The organism is Pseudomonas sp. GW821-FHT09E12 (assembly GCF_059416085.1).
Window position 1 is genome coordinate 245,320 of record NZ_JBWKOM010000007.1, and the last position, 23,167, is coordinate 268,486.

Genomic DNA, 23,167 nt, shown 5'->3' on the forward strand with positions numbered 1-23,167 from the left:
GCGCTCAGGTCGGGTCGTTGAGGATCAGGCTGCGGTAGTGCCCGGGGTTGGAGCCGGACCACTTGCGAAAGGCCTTGTAGAACGAGCTGGCGTCGGCGAAGCCCAGGCGGCTGGCGATTTCCGTGAAGCTGATCTGCGGCTCGGCCAGCCAGGCGATCGCCAGCTCCTTGCGCACCCCGTCCTTGAGGCCCTGGTAGGTCTGCCCTTCTTCCGCCAGGCGGCGGCGCAGGGTCGAGGCCGACATGCACAAGCTGTGGGCCAGGCTCTCGGTCTCCGGCCACTGGGCCGCGGGCAGCTGGCGCAGGTCGTGCTTGATGCGGCTGGCCAGGCTCTCTGGGTCGCGGTATTTGACCAGGATGTTGGCCGGCGCCTGGGCCAGGAAGCGCTTGAGCTCCTCGTCACTGCGCTTGATCGGCAAATCCAGGCAGTCGGCGGCAATGATCATCCGCGTGCGCGGCCGGTCGAAGCGCAGGTTCTGCGAGAACATCACCTGGTAGTCGTCACAGAAATCCGGCTCCGGGCAGCGCAGCTCGATGGCCAGGATCGGGATGCGCCGCCCGGCCAGCCAGCAGGCCACGCCGTGGACGATCATCCAGTAGGTGAAATAGGTGAAGGCGCGGCGCGGTGCCTGCTCATCCTCCAGCAGGACGATCTCCGCCAGGCTCTGCTGGCGCACCAATTGGGCCGGCAGCCGTTCGAGCATCAGCGACAGGAACGCCAGCCCGGATTCCAGGCCCGCGGCCAGGTTCTGCCGGGCCATGGCGGTGCGACAGAGAAACGCCAGGCTGCCGGATTTCAGCTTGCGCGGGTCCATGCCGAAGAACTCGTCGTCCGTGCGCCGGGCCAGCAGGCGCCACAGCCGGGCATAGGCCAGCGCGGGCACGCGGGCGGCACTGACATCCAGCCGGGCCGGGTCGATACCGGCCTTGAGCAGCACTTCATCGCTGGCGGCACCCGGGGCGCAGCTTTGCAGCAGCGCTTCGCGCACCAGTTGCATGGAGATGGTGTCTTTTTCCGACATCGCGCTGAACGGCTTCCTGCATAAAGAGATGGCCGGTCATCTTAGGCAGTGACCGGTAAAAAGCCAGAGCGCTTTTATCTAAAGTGCAGCATACGTCCGACACCCAGTAGTGACTTTTACTGGGCTCCCTCTAGAAACGTCCTAAATTTTGCGGGATAGCCGCAAGTAGCCCCCTCGCAGCCGTTCTTAGCAATCAATCTCAAATAGGATTAACTCTCACCAAAAAGAGAGCGTTTCTTATGCAAACGAAAGCCCCATCGACACTGCCACCACATCGCCTGCTGGCCTCTACCCTGGGCCTTGCCCTCGCCTCCTGCGCCGGCGCGGCCGAAGCCGGCGAACGGCAGAAATCCCTGCAACTGGACAACATCAAGGTCGAGGCCGAGCAACCCGGTTCCCGCATCGAACGCTCGGCCTCCACCAAGTACGTGGCGCCGCTGCTGGACACCCCGCAGACCATCACCGTGGTGCCACCCAAGCTGATCCAGGAACAGCAGGCGCTGAGCCTGCGCCAGGTGCTGTCGAACGTGTCCGGCATCACCTTCAATGCCGGCGAAGGCGGTGGCGGCTCGGGGGACAGCATCAACATCCGTGGCTTCTCGGCCAACAGCAACATGCAGATCGACGGCCTGCGCGACAGCGCGCAGACCAACCGTTCCGACACCTTCAACGTCGAGCAGGTGGAGGTCATCAAGGGCCCCAACTCGGTGTTCGGCGGCGCCGGCACCACCGGCGGCAGCATCAACGTGGTCAGCAAGCAGCCCAAGAACCAGGCCTTCACCCGCCTTGGCGGCAGCCTCGGCAGCGACAACTACTACCGCCTGACGCTGGACAGCAACCAGCCGCTGGAAGGTGTCGGCCAGGACAGCGCGGTGCGGATCAACCTGATGGGCCATCAGAACGATGTGCCCGGCCGCGAGAAAATCGACCGCGAGCGCTGGGGCATCGCGCCCTCGTTGCGCCTGGGCTTCAGCGACGCCACCCGGCTGACCCTCAGCGCTTTCCACCAGAGCGACGACAACCTGCCGGACTATGGCGTGCCGGCGCTCGACGGCAAGAAGCTGGCCGGGGTCAAGCGCGATGCCTATTTCGGCTGGAAGAACCTCGACAAGGAAGAGATCGAACAGAACGCCTTCACCGCCGACTTCGAGCATGACTTCAACGACCACCTGCGCCTGCAGAACCTCACGCGCTACAGCCGCACCGCGCGCGATACCGTCGTCTCGGCGTCCCATGTCAATACCAGCGGCCTGCCGGCGGGTCGCTACCGCCCGGCCGGGCCCCAGGCCTACGGGCGCGACGCCACCACCGAGATGTGGATCAACCAGAGCAACCTGATCGGCGACTTCGAATTCGCCGGCATGCGCCACGACCTGGCGGCGGGCCTGGAACTGTCGCGGGAAACCCTCGACCTGAAGACCTACAACCATGGCCTGAGCACGGCCCTGTATCCGCGCAACGGCTACGCCCTTGGCAGCCCGCCCGGGCGCTGGAACGGCCCGGTCAACAAGGCCACCAGCGGCTACACCGAAACCACCCTCAAAGGCCAGGCGTACTACCTGTTCGATAACATCGCCCTAAGCGAGCGCTGGGACCTCAACCTCGGCCTGCGCTACGACAAGATCAAGGGCGATGTCGACAAATACTCGGCCAGCCATGTGAAGAGCGACAGCCTGGCCTCGGACACGAACAAGGCCAGCGCGCGCACCGGGCTGGTGTTCAAGCCGACCGAAAACGGGCGCATCTATGCCGCCTGGGGGAATTCCTTCAACCCTTCCGCCGAGAACCTGGCCTCCACCGGCGGCGGCTTGAGCAAGGGCAACCAGGACCTGGCGCCGGAGAAGAACGAGACCTGGGAACTGGGCACCAAGTGGGAGCTGCTGGACAAGCGCCTGGAACTGGACGGAGCGCTGTTTCGCGTAGAGAAGAGCAACGCCCGGGAAACCATGGCCGACGGTTCGACCCAACTGGCCGGCAAGCAGCGGGTGCAAGGTGTGGAAATCGGCGTCACCGGGCATGTCAGCGAGCAGTGGGATGTGTTCGCCAACTACACCTTCCTCGACAGTGAAATCCTCAACGCGGCGAACACCGCCTCGGGCATCGCACGCAAGGGCCAGGCCCTGGGCAACACGCCGCCGCGCTCGCTCAACCTGTGGACCACCTATGAGTTGCCAGCCGGCTGGACCCTGGGTTACGGCACTCGTTATGTCAGCGAGCGCAACGTCAGCTCCAGCACCCGCGCCAAGCTGGATGCCTACTGGGTGCACAACGCCATGCTCGGCTACAAGGTCAACCACAACCTCGACCTGCAGTTGAACGTCAACAACCTGTTCGACAAGGACTACGTGGAACGGGTGCGCCAGCAGAGCGGCTCGACGACACGCTCCTCGGCCATCGAATACGGCGACGCGCGCGCGGCGATCATGTCGGCCACCTATAGCTTCTGACCCCTCCCCTCAGTGCGAAGCCCCGGTCGACCGGGGCTTCGCCACTGTCATCGGCACCTTCTCGCCGTTCTCCGGTCCAGGCCGCCACGGTAAAAAAACCAATACGCAATCTCCCCTGTTTTACCCGGCCCGAACGGGCGAATCCTTGGCCCATGGCGGCTTGCGCCGGGCGAAGGCTTTCATCGCAGTGCAAAAAAGTATCAATTCAAGTGTCAGGGATGATTTGTCAGGCGCGGTCGTTGAGGGCTGTAATCAGCCCACATTCTTCCCAGCATCCGGAAGACACAACAACAATAACCGTCCTTCTGCCGCCCACCGGGCCCGGAAGAGGAGTGCACGATGAAACCCTGCATCAAAGCCCTGCTCGTCACCACCTGCATGACCTTAAGCGGCGTCAGCCTCGGCGCCCAGACCGTGACTATCGCCACCGTCAACAACAGCGACATGATCCGCATGCAGAAACTCTCGAAGGCCTTCGAGAGCGAGCACCCGGACATCAAGCTGAACTGGGTGGTGCTCGAAGAGAACGTGCTGCGCCAGCGCCTGACCACCGACATCGCCACCCAGGGCGGGCAATTCGACGTGCTGACCATCGGCATGTACGAAGCCGCACTCTGGGGCGCCAAGGGCTGGCTGCAACCGATGCAGGACCTGCCCGCCGCCTATGACCTGCAGGACATCTTCCCTGCGGTCCGCGAAGGCCTGTCGGCCAAGGGCACGCTGTACGCCCTGCCGTTCTACGCCGAAAGCTCGATGACCTACTACCGCACCGACCTGTTCAAGGACGCCGGCCTGGTCATGCCCGAACACCCGACCTGGGAACAGATCGGCGAATTCGCCGGCAAGCTCAACAAACCCGAGCAGGAACAGTACGGCATCTGCCTGCGCGGCAAGGCCGGCTGGGGCGAAAACATGGCCCTGATCACCACCCTGGCCAACGGTTTCGGCGCGCGCTGGTTCAATGAGCAGTGGCAGCCGGAATTCACCGGGCCGGAATGGAAAAACGCCCTGGCCTTCTACGTCGACACCATGAAAAAGGCCGGCCCGCCCGGCGCCTCCAGCAACGGTTTCAACGAGAACCTGGCGCTGTTCAACAGCGGCAAGTGCGCGATCTGGGTCGACGCCAGCGTCGCCGGCTCCTTCGTCACCGACAAGGCGCAGAGCAAGGTCAGTGAACACGTCGGCTTTACCTACGCGCCGCAGCAGGTGACTGACAAGGGCAGCGCCTGGATGTACTCCTGGGCGCTGGCGATCCCCACCAGTTCCAAGGCCAAGGACGCCGCGCAAACCTTCTCCACCTGGGCCACGTCCAAGGAATACGGGGCCCTGGTCGCCGAGAAAGACGGCATCGCCAACGTACCGCCGGGTACCCGTGCCTCCACCTACAGCGAGGCCTATATGCAAGCCGCGCCGTTCGCCAGGGTGACCCTGGAATCGCTGAAAGTCGCCGACCCGACCAGGCCGACCCTCAAGCCGGTGCCCTACATCGGTATCCAGCTGGTGACCATCCCCGAGTTCCAGGCCATCGGCACCCAGGTCGGCAAGCTGTTCTCCGCCGCGCTGATCGGCCAGACCACGGTCGACCAGGCCCTGGCCGCCGCGCAGCAGACCACCGAACGCGAAATGAAACGCGCCGGCTACCCCAAGTAATCCCCCATCCCTGTACCTGTAGGAGCGAGCTTGCTCGCGATGCTTTCCACGCCTTCGGCGTGATCGCGAGCAAGCTCGCTCCTACGGGAGGGAACGCATCTGTACCGGAACGGTTGTGATCGCCATGAATACCTCGACTGCCAACGCTCATCTGCAAATCCCCCAGGCCGCGCGCAAGCGCCGCCTGCTCAACCCCGGCTGGTTCCTGGTCAGCCCCTCGGTGGCGCTGTTGCTGCTGTGGATGATCGTGCCGCTGGGCATGACCCTGTACTTCTCGCTGATCCGCTACAACCTGCTGTACCCCGGCGAGAACCAGTTCGTCGGCCTGGAGAACTTCAGCTACTTCCTCACCGACTCGGGCTTCCTGCCCGGGGCCGCCAACACCCTGTTGCTGGTGGGCAGCGTGCTGCTGATCAGCGTGGTGTTCGGGGTGCTAATCAGCGCCCTGCTGGAGGCCAGCGAGTTCCTCGGCCGCGGCATTGTCCGGGTGCTGCTGATCTCGCCGTTCTTCATCATGCCCACGGTGGGCGCGCTGATCTGGAAGAACCTGATCTTCCACCCGGTGTCGGGGATTCTCGCCGCGCTGTGGAAGCTGTTCGGCGCCCAGCCGGTGGACTGGCTGGCCCACTACCCGCTGCTGTCGGTCATCATCATTGTCTCGTGGCAATGGCTGCCGTTCGCGATCCTGATCCTGATGACCGCCATGCAGTCGCTGGACCAGGAACAGAAGGAAGCCGCGCGCCTGGATGGCGCCGGGGCCATCGCGATCTTCTGGCACCTGACCCTGCCGCACCTGGCGCGGCCGATCGCGGTGGTGGTGATGATCGAGACGATCTTCCTGCTCTCGGTGTTCGCCGAAATCTTCACCACCACCAACGGTGGCCCGGGCTACGCCTCGACCAACCTCGCCTACCTGATCTACAACCAGGCGCTGGTGCAGTTTGACGTGGGCATGGCCTCGGCCGGCGGCCTGATCGCCGTGGTCATCGCCAATATCGCCGCGATCATCCTGGTACGGATGCTCGGCAAAAACCTGACTGACAAGCCCTGAGGTGCGCGCCATGACCCTGCAACAATCCCGCCGCTTGCAAAGCCTGCTGCTCGGCACCCTGGCCTGGGCCATCGCGGTCCTGATCTTCTTCCCGATCTTCTGGATGCTGCTGACCAGCTTCAAGAGCGAAATCGACGCCTTTGCCACCCCGCCGCAGTTCATCTTCACGCCGACGCTGGAGAACTACCTGCACATCAACGAGCGCAGCAACTACTTCGCCTTCGCCTGGAACTCGGTGGTGATCTCCTTCAGCGCCACCGCCCTGTGCCTGCTGATCGCGGTACCGGCGGCCTACTCCATGGCCTTCTTTGAAACCCGCAACACCAAGCGCACCCTGCTGTGGATGCTGTCGACCAAGATGCTGCCGCCGGTGGGCGTGCTGATGCCGATCTACCTGCTGGCCAAGAGCTTTGGCCTGCTGGACACGCGCATCGCGCTGATCGCGATCTACACCCTGATCAACCTGCCGATCGTGGTCTGGATGATTTACACCTACTTCAAGGACATCCCCCGGGACATCCTCGAGGCCGCGCGGCTGGACGGCGCGACCCTGGGCCAGGAAATGCTCCGGGTGCTGCTGCCGATCGCCAAGGGCGGGCTGGCCTCCACCGTGTTGCTGTCGCTGATCCTGTGCTGGAACGAGGCGTTCTGGTCGCTGAACCTGACCTCGTCCAACGCCGCGCCGCTGACCGCGCTGATCGCCTCCTACTCCAGCCCCGAAGGGCTGTTCTGGGCCAAGCTCTCGGCGGTCTCGACCCTGGCCTGCGCGCCGATCCTGATCTTCGGCTGGATCAGCCAGAAACAACTGGTGCGCGGCCTGTCCTTCGGCGCCGTGAAATAACCAGACGACTCACTACCTGTAGCCGCTGCCGAAGGCTGCGATCGAGCCGCAGGCTCGCCAGCGATCGCACAGACGCCGAGGCCCCTTCGGTGCCTGTCGCAGCCTGCGGCAGCGGCTACACCGACATTCAGAAACATGGAGGCCCGTCATGGCCAACCTGAAAATCAACAATCTGCAAAAAGGCTTCGAAGGTTTTTCCATCATCAAAGGCATCGACCTGGAGGTGCGCGACAAGGAGTTCGTGGTCTTCGTCGGCCCCTCGGGCTGCGGCAAGTCCACCCTGCTGCGGCTGATCGCCGGGCTGGAGGAAGTCAGCGGCGGCACCATCGAACTCGATGGCCGCGACATCACCGAGGTCAGCCCGGCCAAGCGCGACCTGGCCATGGTGTTCCAGACCTACGCCCTGTACCCGCACATGAGCGTGCGCAAGAACATGTCCTTCGCCCTGGACCTGGCCGGCGTGCCGAAAGCCGAGGTGCAACAGAAGGTCGACGAAGCCGCGCGCATCCTCGAACTGGGGCCGATGCTCGAACGCAAGCCCAAGCAGCTGTCCGGCGGCCAGCGCCAGCGCGTAGCGATTGGCCGGGCCATCGTGCGCAACCCGAAGATCTTCCTGTTCGACGAGCCGCTGTCCAACCTCGACGCGGCGCTGCGGGTGCAGATGCGCCTGGAGCTGGCGCGCCTGCATAAAGAGCTGCAGGCGACCATGATCTACGTGACCCACGACCAGGTCGAAGCCATGACCCTGGCCGACAAGGTGGTGGTGCTCAACGGCGGGCGCGTGGAACAGGTGGGCTCGCCGCTGGAGCTGTACCACAGCCCAGCCAACCTGTTTGTCGCCGGCTTCCTCGGCACGCCGAAGATGGGCTTTCTCAAGGGCCGGCTGAGCCGGGTCGATGGCCAGGGCTGCGAGGTGCTGCTGGAGGCCGGCACCCGCATCCAGCTGCCGCAGAGCGGCGCCCACTTGAGCGTCGGCAGCCCGGTGACCCTGGGCATTCGTCCCGAGCACCTGGAGCTGGCCCGGCCCGGCGACTGCAGCCTGCAGGTCACCGCCGACGTCAGCGAACGCCTGGGCAGCGACACCTTCTGCCACGTCGTCACCGCTTCCGGCGAGGCCCTGACCCTGCGCATCCGCGGCGACCTGGCCAGCGCCTATGGCCAGCAGCTGAGCCTGAACCTGGATGCCGAGCACTGCCACCTCTTCGATGCCGACGGCGTGGCCGTGGCCAGGCCGCTGCGCGCCGCCGCCTGAACGAGAACCGAACGATGAAACTGAACCGACACAACCTCCACCACCTGGCCCCTGAAGTCCGCCTGCCCGCCTACGACCTGGCCGAGACCCGGCAAGGCATGGTGCATATCGGCGTGGGTGGTTTCCACCGGGCCCACCAGGCCTATTACACCGATGCCCTGATGAACACCGGCGAAGGCCTGGACTGGAGCATCTGCGGGCTCGGCCTGCGCGCCGAGGACCGCCGCGCCCGCGACGACCTGGCCGGCCAGGACTACCTGTTCACCCTGTTCGAGCTGGGCGACAGCGATGCCACCGAAGTGCGGGTGATCGGCGCCATTAGCGACATGCTGCTGGCCGAAGACGGCGCCCAGGCGCTGATCGACAAACTGGCCAGCCCGCAGATCCGTATCGTCTCGCTGACCATTACCGAGGGTGGCTACTGCATCGACGACAGCAGCGGCGAGTTCATGGCCCACCTGCCGCAGATCCAGCACGACCTGGCCCACCCGCAGCAGCCGCAGACCGTGTTCGGTTTTCTCTGCGCGGCCCTGGCCCAGCGCCGGGTGGCCGGGGTCCCGGCCTTTACCCTGATGTCCTGCGATAACCTGCCGCACAACGGCGCGGTGACCCGCAAGGCGCTGCTGGCCTTCGCCGGGCAGCGCGACGCCGACCTGCGCGACTGGATCGCCACCCACGTCAGCTTCCCCAATGCCATGGTCGACCGCATCACGCCGATGACCAGCACCGCTCACCGCCTGCAGTTGCACGACCAGCACGGCATCGACGACGCCTGGCCGGTGGTCTGCGAGCCCTTTGCGCAATGGGTGCTGGAAGACAAGTTCGTCAGCGGCCGGCCGGCCTGGGAAAAGGTCGGCGTGCAATTCACCGACGACGTCACGCCCTATGAGGAGATGAAGATCAAGCTGCTCAACGGCAGCCACCTGGCCCTGACCTACCTGGGGTTCCTCAAGGGTTATCGCTTTGTCCACGAGACCATGGCCGACCCGCTGTTCGTGGCGTACATGCGCGCCTACATGGACCTGGACGTGACCCCGCAACTGGCGCCGGTGCCGGGCATCGACCTCTGCGCCTACAAGGACACCCTGGTGGCGCGTTTCTCCAACCGGGCGATTGCCGACCAGTTGGAACGGGTCTGCTCCGACGGCTCGTCGAAGCTGCCCAAGTTCAGCGTGCCGACCCTCAACCGCCTGATCGCCGACGGCCGCGACACCGAGCGCGCCGCCCTGGTGGTCGCCGCCTGGGCCCGGTACCTCAAGGGCGTGGACGAAAACGGCGACACCTACCGCATTCCCGACCCGCGCGCCGCGTTCTGCCAGGCGCTGGTGGCGGACGACGCACTGATCAGCCAGCGATTGCTGGCGGTCGAAGAGATCTTCGGCAGCGCCATCCCCAACTCGCCCGACTTTGTCGAAGCCTTCGAACGCTGCTACAGCAGCCTGCGCGACAACGGCGTGACCCGCACCCTGGAGCGGGTGTTGGACAAACCGACAGCGTGACCCGGGAGATTTTTCGCGAGCAAGCTCGCTCCTACAGATGAGCATGATCCCCTGTAGGAGCGAGCTTGCTCGCGATAGAGCGCAACGCGCTCACAACCTATCGACGAGCATCTCGAATGAACCACAGACAGCTTTTCCTCGGCATCGACTGCGGCACCCAGGGCACCAAGGCCATCGTCCTCGACGCCGCCAGCGGTGAAGTACTGGGCCTGGGCGCGGCGCCCCACAGCCTGATCAGCGGCGCCAACGGCCGCCGTGAACAGGACGTCGAGCAATGGCGCGAGGCGTTCACCCTGGCCACCCGCCGTGCGTTATTGGCGGCGGGGGTCAGCGGCCTGGACATCCTCGGCCTCGGCGTCTCCGGCCAGCAGCACGGCCTGGTCCTGCTCGACCAGCAGGGCCAGGTGCTGCGCCCGGCCAAGCTCTGGTGCGACACCGAATCCACCCCGCAGAACCAGCGCCTGCTGGATTACCTGGGCGGCGAACAGGGCTCCCTGGAGCGCCTCGGCGTGGCGATTGCCCCCGGCTACACCGTGTCGAAACTGTTGTGGACCCGGGAACAGCATCCGCAGATTTTCCAGCGCATCGCCCATGTGCTGCTGCCCCACGACTACCTGAATTACTGGCTGACCGGCCGCTGCTGCAGCGAATACGGCGATGCCTCGGGCACCGGCTATTTCAACGTGCGCAGCCGCCAGTGGGACCTGGAACTGCTCCGGCACATCGACCCCGACGGCCGCCTGGAAGCCGCCTTGCCGGAACTGCTCGAAGCCGACCAGCCAGTGGGCACGCTGCTGCCGGAGCTCGCCCGGCGCCTGGGCCTCAACCCGCGGGCGCTGGTGTCCAGCGGTGGCGGCGACAACATGCTCGGGGCCATCGGCACCGGCAATATCCAGCCCGGGGCGATCACCATGAGCCTGGGTTCCTCCGGCACCCTGTACGCCTATGCCGAGCAACCGCGGGTCAGCGCGGACGCCGCGGTGGCGACCTTCTGCTCCTCCAGCGGCGGCTGGCTGCCGCTGATCTGCACCATGAACCTGACCAATGCCTCCGGCGCGGTGCGCGAACTGTTCGAGCTGGATATCGACGCCTTCAACCAGTTGGTGGCGCAGGCGCCGATCGGTGCCGAGGGCGTGTGCATGCTGCCGTTCCTCAACGGCGAGCGGGTCCCCGCCCTGCCCCATGCCAGCGGCAGCCTGCTGGGCCTGACCGCCGACAACCTGACCCGGGCCAACCTGTGCCGCGCGGTGATCGAGGGCACCACCTTCGGCCTGCGCTACGGCCTCGACCTGCTACGCCAAAACGGCCTGCAAAGCCAGGGCATCCGCCTGATCGGCGGCGGTTCGAAAAGCCCGCTGTGGCGGCAGATGGTCGCCGATATCATGCACACCCCGGTGGTCTGCACCGAGCAGAGCGAGGCCGCGGCCCTGGGCGCGGCGATCCAGGCGGCCTGGTGCTATTCCCGCAGCAGCGGCCAGCCGCAGAGCCTGGCGCAATTGTGCCAGCGCTGCGTGAGGCTCGATGCAAGCAGCGAAACCTTGCCGATAGCGGCCAATGTCTCGGCCTATCAGCAGGCCTATGAACGTTACCAACAGCATGTGGCAACCCTTTTGAAGAGCGAATGACTATGTATCTGGTCTGTGGTGAAGCACTGTTCGATTTTTTCAGCGAAGACGATGCCAGCGGTCGGGCATCGCGGGTCAACTTCCAGGCCATCGCCGGCGGTTCGCCCTTTAACGTCGCGGTCGGTCTGCGCCGCCTGGGCGTGGACGCGGCGCTGTTCGCCGGGCTGTCCACCGACTACCTCGGCCGGCGCCTGTTGCAGGTGCTGCGCGAGGAAGGCGTGGGCGAGGACTACCTGCTGCACGTCGAGGCGCCGACCACCCTGGCGATGGTCGCGGTGGGCGCCGACGGCTCGCCGCAATACAGCTTCCGTGGCGAAGGCTGCGCCGACCGCCAGTTGCAGCTCAGCGACCTGCCACCGCTCGACAGCCGGGTGCGCGGCCTGCACATCGGTTCGTTTTCCCTGGTGGTGCAACCGATCGGCGACACCCTGCTGGCGCTGGTGCGTCGCGAGCGCGGCCAGCGCCTGATCAGCCTCGACCCCAACGTGCGCCTCAACCCGGCCCCGGACATCCAGCTGTGGCGCCAGCGCATCGACACCCTGGTCCGGCTGGCCGACCTGATCAAGGTCAGCGACGAAGACTTGCACCTTCTTTACCCCGGCCAGGATCCACAGCACGTGATTGAAGGCTGGCTGCAGCATCACTGCCAGCTGGTGTTCCTGACCCGCGGCGCAGAGGGCGCGACGGTGTTCAGTCGGGTGCATGGCCGCTGGTCGGCGCCGGCCATGCCGATTAAGATGGCCGACACCGTGGGCGCCGGCGACACCTTCCAGGCCGCCTTGATTGCCTGGTTGACCGAACGGCAGCTGGATTCGTTGGAAGGTGTGGCGGGCTTGAGCCGGGACCAGATCGACCAGATGTTCAGGTTCGCCATCCGCGCCGCGGCGCTGACCTGTGGCAAGACCGGACCGGACCTGCCCTATCGCCATCAACTGAACTGATCGCAGGAGCGCCACACGGCGCTCCCACCGACCCGAATAGAGCCTTGCCTTTGACCCGTTTTGCCTGTGCCGCCGTAGTCTTCCCCCTCATCCTGACCGGCTGCGCGACCTCGCCGCCGGCCAACCCCAACGACATCTGCGAGATCTTTCGCGAAAAAAGCGACTGGTACAAAGCCGCCAAGGCCACTGAAGAGAAATGGGGGGTGCCGATCCAGGTGCCGCTGTCGATCATCTACCAGGAATCGAGCTTCAAGCAGGATGCCTTGCCGCCACGCAAATACCTGTTGTGGGTGATTCCCTGGGGCCGGGTGAGCACGGCGGCCGGCTACCCGCAGGCCAAGGACGAAGTCTGGGGTGACTACCAGCGCAAGGGCGACAACTACTGGGCCAGCCGCACCAACTTCGCCGACGCCACCGACTTTATCGGCTGGTACATGGACCAGACCACACGGGTCAACGGCGTGACCAAGCAGGACGCCTACCGCCAGTATCTGAACTATCACGAAGGCTGGGGCGGCTACCGCCGGCAGACCTATACGGCCAAGCCCTGGCTGCAAACCGTGGCAATGAAGGTGCAAAGCCGTTCCAGCCTGTACGGCCAGCAATACGCCGGCTGCCGGGAAGAGTTGAACCGCGGCTTCTGGAGCCGCTTCTGGCATTGGCTGTAACGGCCCGAACGGCGCTTGCGCACATCTCCCCCGCCTGCGCACGCTCTGTAGCCGCTGGCGCAGCCTGCGATCGGCTGCGAAGCAGTCGCAAACCAGCCAATGCGTTCATCCAGACAGATCGCGGATTCAGCTTCCGGCAGCGCCGTCAGAGAATCGAGAAGTTGTAGCTGACGATCAGCCGCGTCTCGTCCACGTCCCGCGCGTATTTTTCGTAGTTGCTGCGGTAGGTGGCGTTACGCAGGCGCAGGCTGACGTCCTTGAAGGTGCCGCTCTGCACCACGTACTTGAGTTCGCTGTCGCGTTCCCACTCGCGGCCTTCCTGGTCGCTGCCCGGGACCTTGATATGGTCGCCGCTGACATAGCGGGTCAGGAAGCTCAGGCCGTTGATGCCGATGGCCTTGAAGTCGTAGTCGTAACGCAACTGCCAGGAACGCTCCTGGGCGGCGGCGAAGTCGTTGACCTGCACATAGTTGACCAGGTACGGGTTGCTGCCATCGAGGTACGGCATCGAGTTGTCGCCGTTCATGCGCTGCCAGCCGGCGCTGAAGGTATGGCCGTCGATGGCGTAGCCGAGCATGCCGCTCAGGGCGCGGTTATCGATGGAACCGGCGCGCTCGGCGCCGCTGTCGGCGCTCTTGAGCAGGCGCAGGTCAGCCTTGAGCACGCCCTGGCCCAGCGGCTGGTTGGCCAGCAGGCCGATGAAGTGCTGGCGGTAGATGTCTTCCAGCTCGGCGTAGTGATACTGGCCGGTCAGGCGATCGTTGAACCTGTAGTCGATGCCGTACATGTCGAAATGGTCGGCGGTGACGTTGCAGGCATACCGCTTGTTCTTGCAGTGCACCCGGATGTCCTGGGTGTCCGTGGAGTCCCGGGCGGTGTATTTGTCCAGCCGCGCGGCCGTGAACGTCAGGTCCTTGATCTCTTTGGACGTGAGCATGGCGCCGTTGAACATGGTCGGCAGCAGGCGCCCGTCGTTGTACTTGAGCAGCGGCAGGTCCGGCAGCAGCGCGCCGTACTTGAGCACGCTCTGCGACAGGCGCACCTTGGCCGTCAGGCCGAGCTTGGCGTACTGGTCCTTGGAACCCCGCGGGTCCTGGCCGCTGGACGGCAGCAGGCCGCTGTTGCTGCGGTCGGGGCTGGAATCGAGCTTGAAACCGAGCATGCCCAGCGCGTCGATACCAAAGCCGACGGTGCCTTCGGTGTAGCCCGATTGCAGGTTGAGAATGAACCCTTGCGCCGACTCTTCGCGCTTGGAGGCTCCCTGATCGTTGCCGGTATGGCCGTCGCGGAAGTCACGGTTGAAGTAGATGGTGCGCGACTCGAGCTTGGCGCTGCTGTCTTCGAAGAAACCCGCGGCCTCGGCCCGGGCGGTAAAACCCGCGCACAGGCACAGGGCGCCGAGGCCCACCGTTGGATAACGCAGCGGTCGGAATGAGTGCAGCAAAGGGAAAGGCATGAAAAGCTCCAGCAGTGCATCGGTAAAGCAGATGAAAGAAAGGCAATAGCAATCCATCTGGCGAATCATTTATGGCCAGGTGAATTGATCAAATCAATGTTGATCGCAAATGATGGCAGATGGCTTTGACGGGCTACACCCGACTTTAGTCTGAAGCGGCTACAGCCTTTGGCTCTGAACACCCTCCTTCAACGCGCTGCCCTCGCCTGGAATAAAGCGATCATTTCCAACACTCTTTGCCTTTCTCCAGGCTCTTGGCCAAGGCGCTATTCATTGGGCGCTTCGAGAGGTTTTGGATCCAAGTAAGCCTGCACCCAGGATAAAAATGAGTTTTTTCGTTAAAAACCTCTACCGCTCGTCGGATTAATTTGCTCTGCCGGGTTTGTTACCCAGGAATTGCCCCAAGGCTTTCATGAGCTTTTCATTCATATTATCTAATTGATTTTAAACACTATTATTTCTTAAATAGGGTTATACAAAACGTCTTCGTCATTTATATAACACGGCAAAACGCCAATTAACCGTCTCCATGCTGTGGTAGTGTCAAAAAAAGAACGCGAAAAGGACTTGCACCTATTCAGTTCTTTAAAAAGTGGGCCATGAAACTCACGCATTACCCATCACGGATGAGGTTCCTCCCTTGGATGTCAGCGTTTTTGGTACCGGCCATGTCGGCCTGGTACAAGCAGTCGCCCTCGCCATCGCGCGGGACATCGCTCGCCAGTGTCACCCGGGCAGTGGCTTACCCTGGCGCGTACCGGGGGCGCTCTGCGCATGAATATCCTGATCACCGGGGCCGCCGGCTTCATCGGCGCCCATACCGCACTGCGTTTGCTCAAGGATGGGCATCAGGTCACCGGGCTGGATAATTTCAACGACTACTACGACCCGCAACTCAAGCACGACCGGGTGCGCTGGGTGGAGCAGCAGGTGGGACAGTTCCCGCTGTACCGCCTCGACCTCGGCGATACCGAAGCCCTCGACCGGCTGTTCGCCCAGGTTCGCCCGCAGGTGGTGATCAATCTGGCGGCCCAGGCCGGGGGACGTTATTCCCTGGAAAACCCCAAGGCTTACCTGCACAACAACCTCGGCGGCTTTCTCAACCTGCTGGAAATGTGCCGGCGCTATCCGCCCGAACACCTGATTTACGCGTCGTCCAGTTCGGTGTACGGCGCCAACCATCAACTGCCGCACAAGGCCAGCGACACCGTGGACCATCCGCTGTCGCTGTACGCCGCGAGCAAAAGGGCCAATGAGCTGATGGCCCATAGCTACAGCCATCTGTTCGACATGCCGGCCACCGGCCTGCGCTTCTTTACCGTATATGGCCCCTGGGGACGCCCGGACATGTCGCCGGTGCTGTTCGCCCGGGCCATCTGCGAAGGCCGTCCGCTGAAGCTGTTCAACTACGGCATGCACCAGCGCGACTTCACCTATATCGACGACCTGGTCGAATCCCTGGTTCGCCTGCTGGGCAAGCCACCGGTGCGCAACCCCTTGTGGAACCGCGAACAACCCGACCCCGCCACCAGCATGGCGCCCTGGCGTCTGTTCAATATCGGCGGGCAACGTTCGGTGGAACTCAAGGACTACGTCGCCACCCTGGAGCAACTGCTCGGGCGCAAGGCAAAGGTCGAGTACCTGCCGTTGCAGCCCGGCACCGTGCTGAACACCTGCGCCGATGCCAGCGCCCTGGAGAACGTCACCGGCTTCGGCCCTCAGGTCCCCCTGGCCGAGGGCCTGGGACGCTTTGTCGATTGGTTCCAGAGCTACTACCGGCCGCCGTTGCCCCCGCGTTCCTGACGCGACAACGACCTGCCCCGGCGACAGCCTGTGTCGCCCTTGCGGGCCAACTGGCCGACGGCAATTGCGGCGCTGGCTCGCTGCTCGAAGGCCCGTCGCCGGCCCGCGTCGCCACGGGAATCCCTGAGCGACCATCGGCGTATCCCTTACAGCCAACTCCGCTGATGCCCGTAGGGCGTTAGCCGGATGGGTTGTCAGGCATAAGTAATGGTTATCGCGGACATTTCTGAATGTTCTGGCGGGCGGAAAGCCGCGGCCACCTCGGCTTGAATCGACCGGCTTATTCCTGCACCATCCGCCCCCTGCTTATTCAATGGATGGATTTCACGGCATGCTGGATGCTAACGCTACCCATATTTCCCTGACGATCGAAGGCGCCTCGGTCGACCTTCAGGTCCTCAGTTTCGTTGGCCGCGAAGCCCTCAATCAACCCTTCTGCTTCGATATCGAGCTGGTCAGCGCGCGTCCCGACCTCAAGCTCGAAGAACTCCTGCACAAGCCGGCCTGCCTGACCTTTGGCGCGACCGGTAAAGGCCTGATCCACGGCCTGGTGTACCGCATCGCCCAGGGCGATTCCGGGCGCAAGCTGACCCGCTACAGCATCAGCCTGACTCCGCAGCTCAACTACCTGCGCCACAACTTCAATCAGAAGATCTACCAGCACCTCAGCGTGCCGAAGATCATCGCCCAGGTCCTCGAGGCCCGCGGCATCCTGGCCGACGCCTACAGTTTCCAGCTTGGCGCCACCTACCCGGAGCGGGTCTACTGCACCCAGTACGACGAATCCGACCTGCACTTCATCCAGCGCCTGTGTGAAGAAGAAGGCATTCACTTCCACTTCCAGCACAGCGCCAGCGGCCACAAACTGGTGTTCGGCGACGACCAGACGGTGTTCCGCAAGCTGGCGGCGGTGAACTACCAGCAGGACTCGGGCATGGCCGCCGAACAGCCGGTGATCAAGCGCTTCAACCTGCGCCTGGAAACCCGCACCAGCCGCGTCAGCCGCCGCGACTATGACTTCGAGAAGCCGCGCCTGCTGCCCGAGGGCGCGGCCAAGTCCGAATTCATGCCGGACCTGGAAGACTACGACTACCCCGGCCTGTTCACCCAGCAGGCCCGCGGCAAACAACTGGCGACCCGCGCCCTGGAACGCCATCGCAGCGACTACCGGCTGGCCGAAGGCAAAGGTGACGAGCCGAGCCTGGTCAGCGGCCACTTCCTGACCCTGGCCGCCCACCCGCGCAGCGAATGGAACGACCTGTGGCTGCTGCTGGAGGTGATCCACGAAGGCAAGCAGCCGCAAGTGCTGGGCGAGAACATCACCAGCGACGTCACCAGCAACAAGGACGACTTCCACCAGGGCTATCGCAACCGCTTCCTCGCCACGCCCTGGGACGCCCACTACCGCCCGCCGCTGGAACACCCGAAACCCAAGTCCCTGGGCAGCCAGACCGCGGTGGTCACCGGGCCCAAGGGCGAAGAAATCCATTGCGACCAATACGGCCGGATCAAGGTGCAGTTCCACTGGGACCGCGATGGCCAGGCCGACGACAACACCTCCTGCTGGGTCCGCGTCGCCAGCGGCTGGGCCGGCAAGGCCTACGGCGGCATCGCCATCCCGCGGATTGGCATGGAAGTGCTGGTGACCTTCCTCGAAGGCGACCCCGACCAGCCCCTGGTCACCGGCTGCCTGTACCACAAGGAAAACGTGGTCCCCTACGACCTGCCAGCGAACAAGACCCGCAGCACCTTCAAGACCCTCAGCTCGCCGGGCGGCAAGGGTTACAACGAACTGCGCATCGAAGACAAGAAAGGCGCCGAGCAGATCTACCTGCACGCCCAGCGCGACTGGGACGAGAACGTCGAGCACGACCAGCGGATCCGCGTCGGCAACCAACGCCACGACACGGTCGAAGCCAACACCCTGACCGAACTCAAGGCCGAGGAACACCGCATCACCCACCTCGACCGAAAAAGCGAAATCCGCGCCAACGACCACCTGAGCGTGGCCGTCACCCAGCACGCCAATATCGGCACCGCGCAATTCGTCGAAGCCGGCCAGGAGATTCATTACAAGGCCGGTGGGAAGGCCGTGGTCGAGGCAGGCGCGGAACTGACGGCCAAGGCCGGCGGCAGCTTCGTCAAGCTCGACGGTGGCGGCGTGACCATCAGCGGGGCCGACGTGAAGATCAACTCCGGAGGCGCGCCGGGCGTGGGTACGCCGGCGGCGCCGCTGTTGCCGGGACTGCTGAAGCTCGCTGACGCCGACAAGGCCGGCGGCCTGCTGCTGGGTCGTTTGAACTCGCCCATACCGCGCCTGACACCGCCCAAGGGTATTTGCGTCGAGTGCCTGCTCAAGGCCATCCGCCAACGCCAGGCGATTCTGTCCGGAGCACAGCCATGAGCGATTTGCAGCAAGGCCAGCAGGACTGGGTCGACGCCGCGGCCAAGGGCTTGAGCCTCACGGCGATCGTCGAGCAGGCCCTGCTCAGCGCGCCGCAGCGCAATGCCCTGGGTGAACTGGAAGGCGCCCGCTGGCCCCTGATGTACCAGGCCGAGCTGGTCCAGCTGCGCAATGACGGGCCGCTACTGCTGGACATGACCGGTCAACCGTTCGAGCGGCTGGTGGCGATCCACGAACTGTTCGGCTCGAACCTGGCCGGCTGGTTGAGCAGCACCCTGCCAGCCAATCGGTTGGCCACCCACCTTGGCGACGCCCTGGTCTGCCAGGACGCCAACGATTCGGTGCTGCTGATCCGCAGCTACAGCGCCGAGGTACTGCCCCTGCTCCACCAGCAAGTCGGCCAGCCATGGCACCAGTGGCTGTTCGGCCCCCTCGACACCTGGTGGGTCAAGGCCGAAAAAGACTGGCAGCGTCTTGCCGGTCCGGCGCACAGCGAAGTGCCCGAGTACCACCCGATCCGCCTGGATGAGCCGATGATGCACAGCCTGCAGCATGACGCCCACGCCGAGCAACTGCTGGTGCAGACCGAAAACGTCGCCCCCGAGGCCTTTGCCAGCGACTGCCACGGCGAACGCCTGCAACAGGTGCAAGACCTGCTGCAGATCGCCAGAGACCAGGGCCTGGACCAGCAGGAAGATCAGTCGACCTTCGTGTTGCACAGCCTGATCACCCGCAGCCCACTGCACCAGCGCCCCGAATGGGCGGGAATCCTGCGTCAGGTCACCGATGACCGGGACACCCTGGAAAACGCCCTGGCCGCACAAGAAGGCGCCTGAGGCGATGCCGTTGCCGTCACTCGCAAAGCGCTGGAAGCGCCTGCCCGGCCGCCAGAAAACCCTGATCCAGTGGTTGGCTCTGGGCGCGCTGGTCGCCGGTTATTTCATCTGGCAGTACAGCCGCATGCCGGGCGCGGCGCTTTATGGGCATAACCATACGGATCGACCCATCTTCAGTTATTTCGTCAATGACCATTGGGGAGGCAATACCGCTGCAAATGGCGGAGGTGGTGTGACCTGTTGCTGGCGTATCGAGGGTAAGGCACTGAAAGTGGACTGGATAAAAAGCCGTACGGGTGAACAAGCACGCCAAGGTGTTAAAGAGGAAACCCTTTCAATCGAGATCCCTAACCCACCTCGCAAGCGAACCGACGATACCCTGCATGTGCATTTCCTGCCCGGAGATCAGGTGCGCATGGCCTGGAGTGACAAACACACCAGTCCACTCAAGGAGGAGCTGCGCGAGTTTTATGCCGGGGATCAGGAGCGTCGGTCCGAATGAGCCGCCTTCATTCCCATCTGGTTGTCGCTCTGCGGCTTTCGGCGCCATCGGTTGAAAGGCTGCAGGCAGCCGGACAAGGAGTCTGTGGTGATGGCGTCACTCGTAAACCGCTGGAAATCCTTACCCAAGGTTCAGAAAACCCTGATCAACCTATTGGTGTGGGGCACGCTGATCGCTGCCTACTTCATCTGGCAGTACAGCCGGATGCCCGGGGCAATGCTCTATGTGCATAACCAAACTGATCGCCCCATCTTCAGCTACTTCGTCAATGACAACTGGGGAGGCAATGCCACAGCAAACGCAGGAGGCGGAGCAACCTGTTGCTGGCGTATCGAGGGCAGGACGCTGAAGGTGGACTGGATAAAAGGCCGCACAGGAGAACAAGTGCGTCAGGGGGTTAAAAAGGAAACCCTATCAATCGAGATCCCCAACCCTCCGCGCCAGCGCAGTGACCGGTATTTACATGTGCACTTTTTCCCCGGTGACCAAGTTCGCCTGGCCTGGAGTGCCAACCTGGACACACCTTACGAAAACCTCAAGGAAGCGCCTCCGGTGCCTGCTACCAAGGATCAGGAAGCCAAAGCTCAATGAGTCAGCGATTTTCAGCATCAATCATTAAAACGATACGAACTGCCCAACCTGGGCAAAAGAACATGACCGTATGCAGAAACAGGTTCGGACCGACAAGGAGTTTGTTGTGACATCGATTCAATCGCTCAGAAATCGCTGGAAGTCCTTGTCTGGACTACAGAAGACCTTGATCAACGTGTTGGTCTGGGGTGGCCTGATCGCTGCTTACTTCATCTGGCAGTACAGCCGAACGCCAGGGGCGGCACTCTACGCTCACAACCATACGGAACGCCCCATCTTCAGCTACTTCGTCAATGACAACTGGGGAGGGAATGCCGCTGCAAATGGTGGAGGGGGTATGACCTGTTGTTGGCGTATAGAAGGCACAACACTGAAGGTGGATTGGATCAAGAGCATGACCCGTACGCAACATGAACAGGGGGCTAAGGAAGAAACCCTGTCAATCGAGATCCCCAACCCTCCGCGCCAGCGCAGTGACCGGTATTTACATGTGCACTTTTTCCCCGGTGACCAAGTTCGCCTGGCTTGGAGTGCCAATCTGGACACACCTTATGAAAATCTCAAGGAAGCCCCACCAGTGCCTAATGCCAAGGATCAGGAAACCAAATCCCAATGAGCACCCGTAATGCTGATTTGGCAGCCGCTGCCGGTGCCCGCTGTGCGGGGCCGTTCAATAACTCGCATGTCACTACTTGTGAACGAACCTTGCGGATCGGATTTTTTTTTGACGGTTTTGGACGCCATTTGCTGAAAGACCTGCAGACAGGTCGGGTCAGTAACGTGGCCAAGATGTATATGGCTCACCCCCACACCGAAAAGGATAAAGATGCGTATAACTATCGACGGGGATATCTTTCCGGGATGGGCGCGGAGTACATCGCAGATCTGACAGTTACCGCCAATGCCGGCGTGGATACCGCTGGCAGCAAGGCAGCCGATGTGCCCAAGGATGTGGCAAAGGACGAAGGGAAAAAGATCCTCAAGGATGTGCTGAAAGGTCATGACTGGTGGGAGCGCTTGAAGCGTGACCTGGGCGACTTGGTAAATGCCCCCTACAAAGTCTTCAAAGTGTTAAAAGGCGCGGTGGTTGACGCCGTGGCTGAAGTCGTACCGCCCCTGCGCGACAACCCCATCATGGCTGAGATAGCCAAGACTGGAGCCAATATTCGCATCGATGGCGCCATCGACTACCTGAACGACGAAGTGAGCAAGGTCAAGGCCTTGAGCGGCCCGCCCCTTAAGCGTATCGAACTGTCCGTGTACGGCTTCGACTACGGCGCCACCCTGGCTCGGGGCTTTCTGTATCGCCTGCTGGACCGCTGCCTGATCGATGGCGAGAAAGTGGAGTACCAGGGCGCCCAGGTGGTCATTCTGTTCGCCGGCCTGTTCGACGCGGTGGATCGCAGCCGTAGCGATATACCGCTGATCGACGACTATATACCCGTGCCCACCAGTAACGTGCTGGGGGACGCCAATGTCCTGCCCAAGCAGGTCAGGCAGGCGCTGCATCTGGTCGCCGCCCACGAGCGGCGCTTTTACCGGCGGGCCAGCCTGCTCGGCAAAGGCAACGCCAAGTGGCGCGAAGAACTGATGCCCGGGGTCAGCGAGGATATCGGTGGCAGCCTGCTGCCCGGCGAGCAGAAACCCAGTGCCGAGCTGGCGCTGGTCAGCTTGCACCGCATGTACCGCGCCGCGTTCCAGGCGGGAGTGCCCTTCCCACATATCGAAGACCTGCCAGACATCGATATGAAAACCGCCGGACTGTTCACCTTCAACGACCATATCAACGGAAAAACTGCCCTTGGGCTGGTCAAGAAGTATCAGTCGGCCGCCAAGGCCAGCATCGCCCAGCTGAAAAACCTCAACCTGGGTGACCAAGCGCCCTTCCTCGGCCATATGCGTCTGTATATCCGCTGGCTGGCGTCGATCTCGCGCCCTTATGTGCAGCGCCTGCGGGAAATCGGCGAAGAGGAAGATCGCCTGAACGCCAGCCAATATGCCGCGGGAAATAGCGCCGGAATGTTCAGCCGCCCGGTGGAAACCCCGGAAAAGAGGCAGGCCCGCCTCAAGTGCACCCAGGAACTGCAAACCGAGCGCCAGACACTAAGGGCACAACTCGGCTGGCTGGAAGATGTCGACAGCGAAGCCCGCAGCATGCGCAGCGGCCGCACGCGGGATGGCTACAGGGCCGCCGGCACACCGCAGCAGATGCTGGTGTGGCAGGTGCTGTTGGAGGAGGAATGGTTCAAGGAACAACTGTCGCCATTGCCGGAGGAAGTGAGCCTGTTGTTCGGCCACTTCATACATGACCAGTTGGTCCAGTCCCTGGCTCAGCGCTCAGCCAAGTCGGTGAGCGGACAATGCTACTTCGATATCCGCGGGATCGATCTGCTGGAGAAAGAAGAGGAAGAAAAGGAGAAAGACAAGAAATAAGTGCATTCAATGCCTGCCCGGAGTCGGGCAAGGCGTTGACGACCTGCAAGGCAGGGGCTTGTGTCCCCCCTGCCTTCAAGCCCCCGCTGACATCGAATAGGCGTTTCTGCGCAAAGCACATTTCGTCAGGCAGTTTCCCTTCCCAAA

18 protein-coding genes are annotated in these 23,167 nt (G+C 63.2%); 16 read left to right on the forward strand and 2 right to left on the reverse strand.

Annotated features, from left to right (window positions below):
* Positions 1-4 precede the first annotated feature (4 nt).
* The gene (locus tag AC07PQ_RS21590) at positions 5-1,021 is read right to left on the reverse strand and encodes an AraC family transcriptional regulator (protein WP_007930877.1); all 1,017 of its coding nucleotides are present in this window, start codon (positions 1,019-1,021) and stop codon (positions 5-7) included.
* Between the two features lie 239 nt (positions 1,022-1,260).
* Here AC07PQ_RS21590 and AC07PQ_RS21595 point away from each other — a divergent pair, with 239 nt between their 5' ends.
* From AC07PQ_RS21595 to AC07PQ_RS21635, 9 genes are all read left to right on the forward strand, one after another.
* Positions 1,261-3,468, forward strand: coding sequence for a TonB-dependent receptor (locus tag AC07PQ_RS21595; protein ID WP_493186257.1), 2,208 nt, complete (start codon positions 1,261-1,263; stop codon positions 3,466-3,468).
* Between the two features lie 339 nt (positions 3,469-3,807).
* Positions 3,808-5,118 carry an ABC transporter substrate-binding protein gene (locus AC07PQ_RS21600; protein WP_493186256.1) on the forward strand — a complete coding sequence of 437 codons (1,311 nt, stop codon included), beginning with the start codon at positions 3,808-3,810 and terminating at the stop codon, positions 5,116-5,118.
* Between the two features lie 124 nt (positions 5,119-5,242).
* On the forward strand, positions 5,243-6,169 hold the full coding sequence (locus AC07PQ_RS21605; protein WP_493186255.1) for a carbohydrate ABC transporter permease: 927 nt from the start codon (positions 5,243-5,245) through the stop codon (positions 6,167-6,169).
* Between the two features lie 10 nt (positions 6,170-6,179).
* The gene (locus AC07PQ_RS21610; protein ID WP_493186254.1) at positions 6,180-7,010 is read left to right on the forward strand and encodes a carbohydrate ABC transporter permease; all 831 of its coding nucleotides are present in this window, start codon (positions 6,180-6,182) and stop codon (positions 7,008-7,010) included.
* Between the two features lie 148 nt (positions 7,011-7,158).
* Entirely contained in the window at positions 7,159-8,262 is a 1,104-nt protein-coding gene (locus AC07PQ_RS21615) for an ABC transporter ATP-binding protein (RefSeq protein WP_493186253.1), read from the forward strand.
* A 14-nt stretch (positions 8,263-8,276) separates the two neighbouring features.
* On the forward strand, positions 8,277-9,761 hold the full coding sequence (locus AC07PQ_RS21620) for a mannitol dehydrogenase family protein (protein WP_493186252.1): 1,485 nt from the start codon (positions 8,277-8,279) through the stop codon (positions 9,759-9,761).
* Positions 9,762-9,877: 116 nt separating this feature from the next.
* The gene (gene xylB, locus AC07PQ_RS21625; RefSeq protein WP_493186251.1) at positions 9,878-11,386 is read left to right on the forward strand and encodes a xylulokinase; all 1,509 of its coding nucleotides are present in this window, start codon (positions 9,878-9,880) and stop codon (positions 11,384-11,386) included.
* Positions 11,387-11,388: 2 nt separating this feature from the next.
* Complete coding sequence (locus AC07PQ_RS21630) at positions 11,389-12,327, forward strand: carbohydrate kinase family protein (protein WP_493186372.1); 939 nt, start codon at positions 11,389-11,391, stop codon at positions 12,325-12,327.
* A 50-nt stretch (positions 12,328-12,377) separates the two neighbouring features.
* The gene (locus AC07PQ_RS21635) at positions 12,378-12,995 is read left to right on the forward strand and encodes a transglycosylase SLT domain-containing protein (RefSeq protein WP_007932904.1); all 618 of its coding nucleotides are present in this window, start codon (positions 12,378-12,380) and stop codon (positions 12,993-12,995) included.
* 145 nt (positions 12,996-13,140) lie between these two features.
* Here the strand turns inward: AC07PQ_RS21635 and AC07PQ_RS21640 are convergent, their stop codons facing one another.
* On the reverse strand, positions 13,141-14,451 hold the full coding sequence (locus AC07PQ_RS21640; protein ID WP_493186250.1) for an OprD family porin: 1,311 nt from the start codon (positions 14,449-14,451) through the stop codon (positions 13,141-13,143).
* A gap of 774 nt (positions 14,452-15,225) precedes the next feature.
* On the opposite strand from AC07PQ_RS21640, the gene AC07PQ_RS21645 reads away from it, so the two are divergent.
* The 7 genes from AC07PQ_RS21645 (at position 15,226) to AC07PQ_RS21675 (ending at position 23,020) form a co-directional block, all read left to right on the forward strand.
* Positions 15,226-16,254, forward strand: a complete 1,029-nt coding sequence (locus AC07PQ_RS21645; RefSeq protein ID WP_037034791.1) for an NAD-dependent epimerase — start codon at positions 15,226-15,228, stop codon at positions 16,252-16,254.
* A gap of 331 nt (positions 16,255-16,585) precedes the next feature.
* Entirely contained in the window at positions 16,586-18,658 is a 2,073-nt protein-coding gene (locus AC07PQ_RS21650) for a type VI secretion system Vgr family protein (RefSeq protein ID WP_493186249.1), read from the forward strand.
* Positions 18,655-19,494: a DUF4123 domain-containing protein gene (locus AC07PQ_RS21655; protein ID WP_493186248.1), complete on the forward strand. Its 840-nt coding sequence runs from the start codon at positions 18,655-18,657 to the stop codon at positions 19,492-19,494. Before AC07PQ_RS21650 ends, AC07PQ_RS21655 begins: the two co-directional genes overlap by 4 nt.
* A 4-nt stretch (positions 19,495-19,498) precedes the next feature.
* Positions 19,499-19,996, forward strand: a complete 498-nt coding sequence (locus AC07PQ_RS21660; protein WP_493186247.1) for a DUF3304 domain-containing protein — start codon at positions 19,499-19,501, stop codon at positions 19,994-19,996.
* A gap of 90 nt (positions 19,997-20,086) precedes the next feature.
* Complete coding sequence (locus AC07PQ_RS21665) at positions 20,087-20,587, forward strand: DUF3304 domain-containing protein (RefSeq protein ID WP_493186246.1); 501 nt, start codon at positions 20,087-20,089, stop codon at positions 20,585-20,587.
* Between the two features lie 70 nt (positions 20,588-20,657).
* On the forward strand, positions 20,658-21,203 hold the full coding sequence (locus tag AC07PQ_RS21670; RefSeq protein ID WP_493186245.1) for a DUF3304 domain-containing protein: 546 nt from the start codon (positions 20,658-20,660) through the stop codon (positions 21,201-21,203).
* 245 nt (positions 21,204-21,448) lie between these two features.
* On the forward strand, positions 21,449-23,020 hold the full coding sequence (locus AC07PQ_RS21675; RefSeq protein WP_493186244.1) for a hypothetical protein: 1,572 nt from the start codon (positions 21,449-21,451) through the stop codon (positions 23,018-23,020).
* Positions 23,021-23,167: the final 147 nt, after the last annotated feature.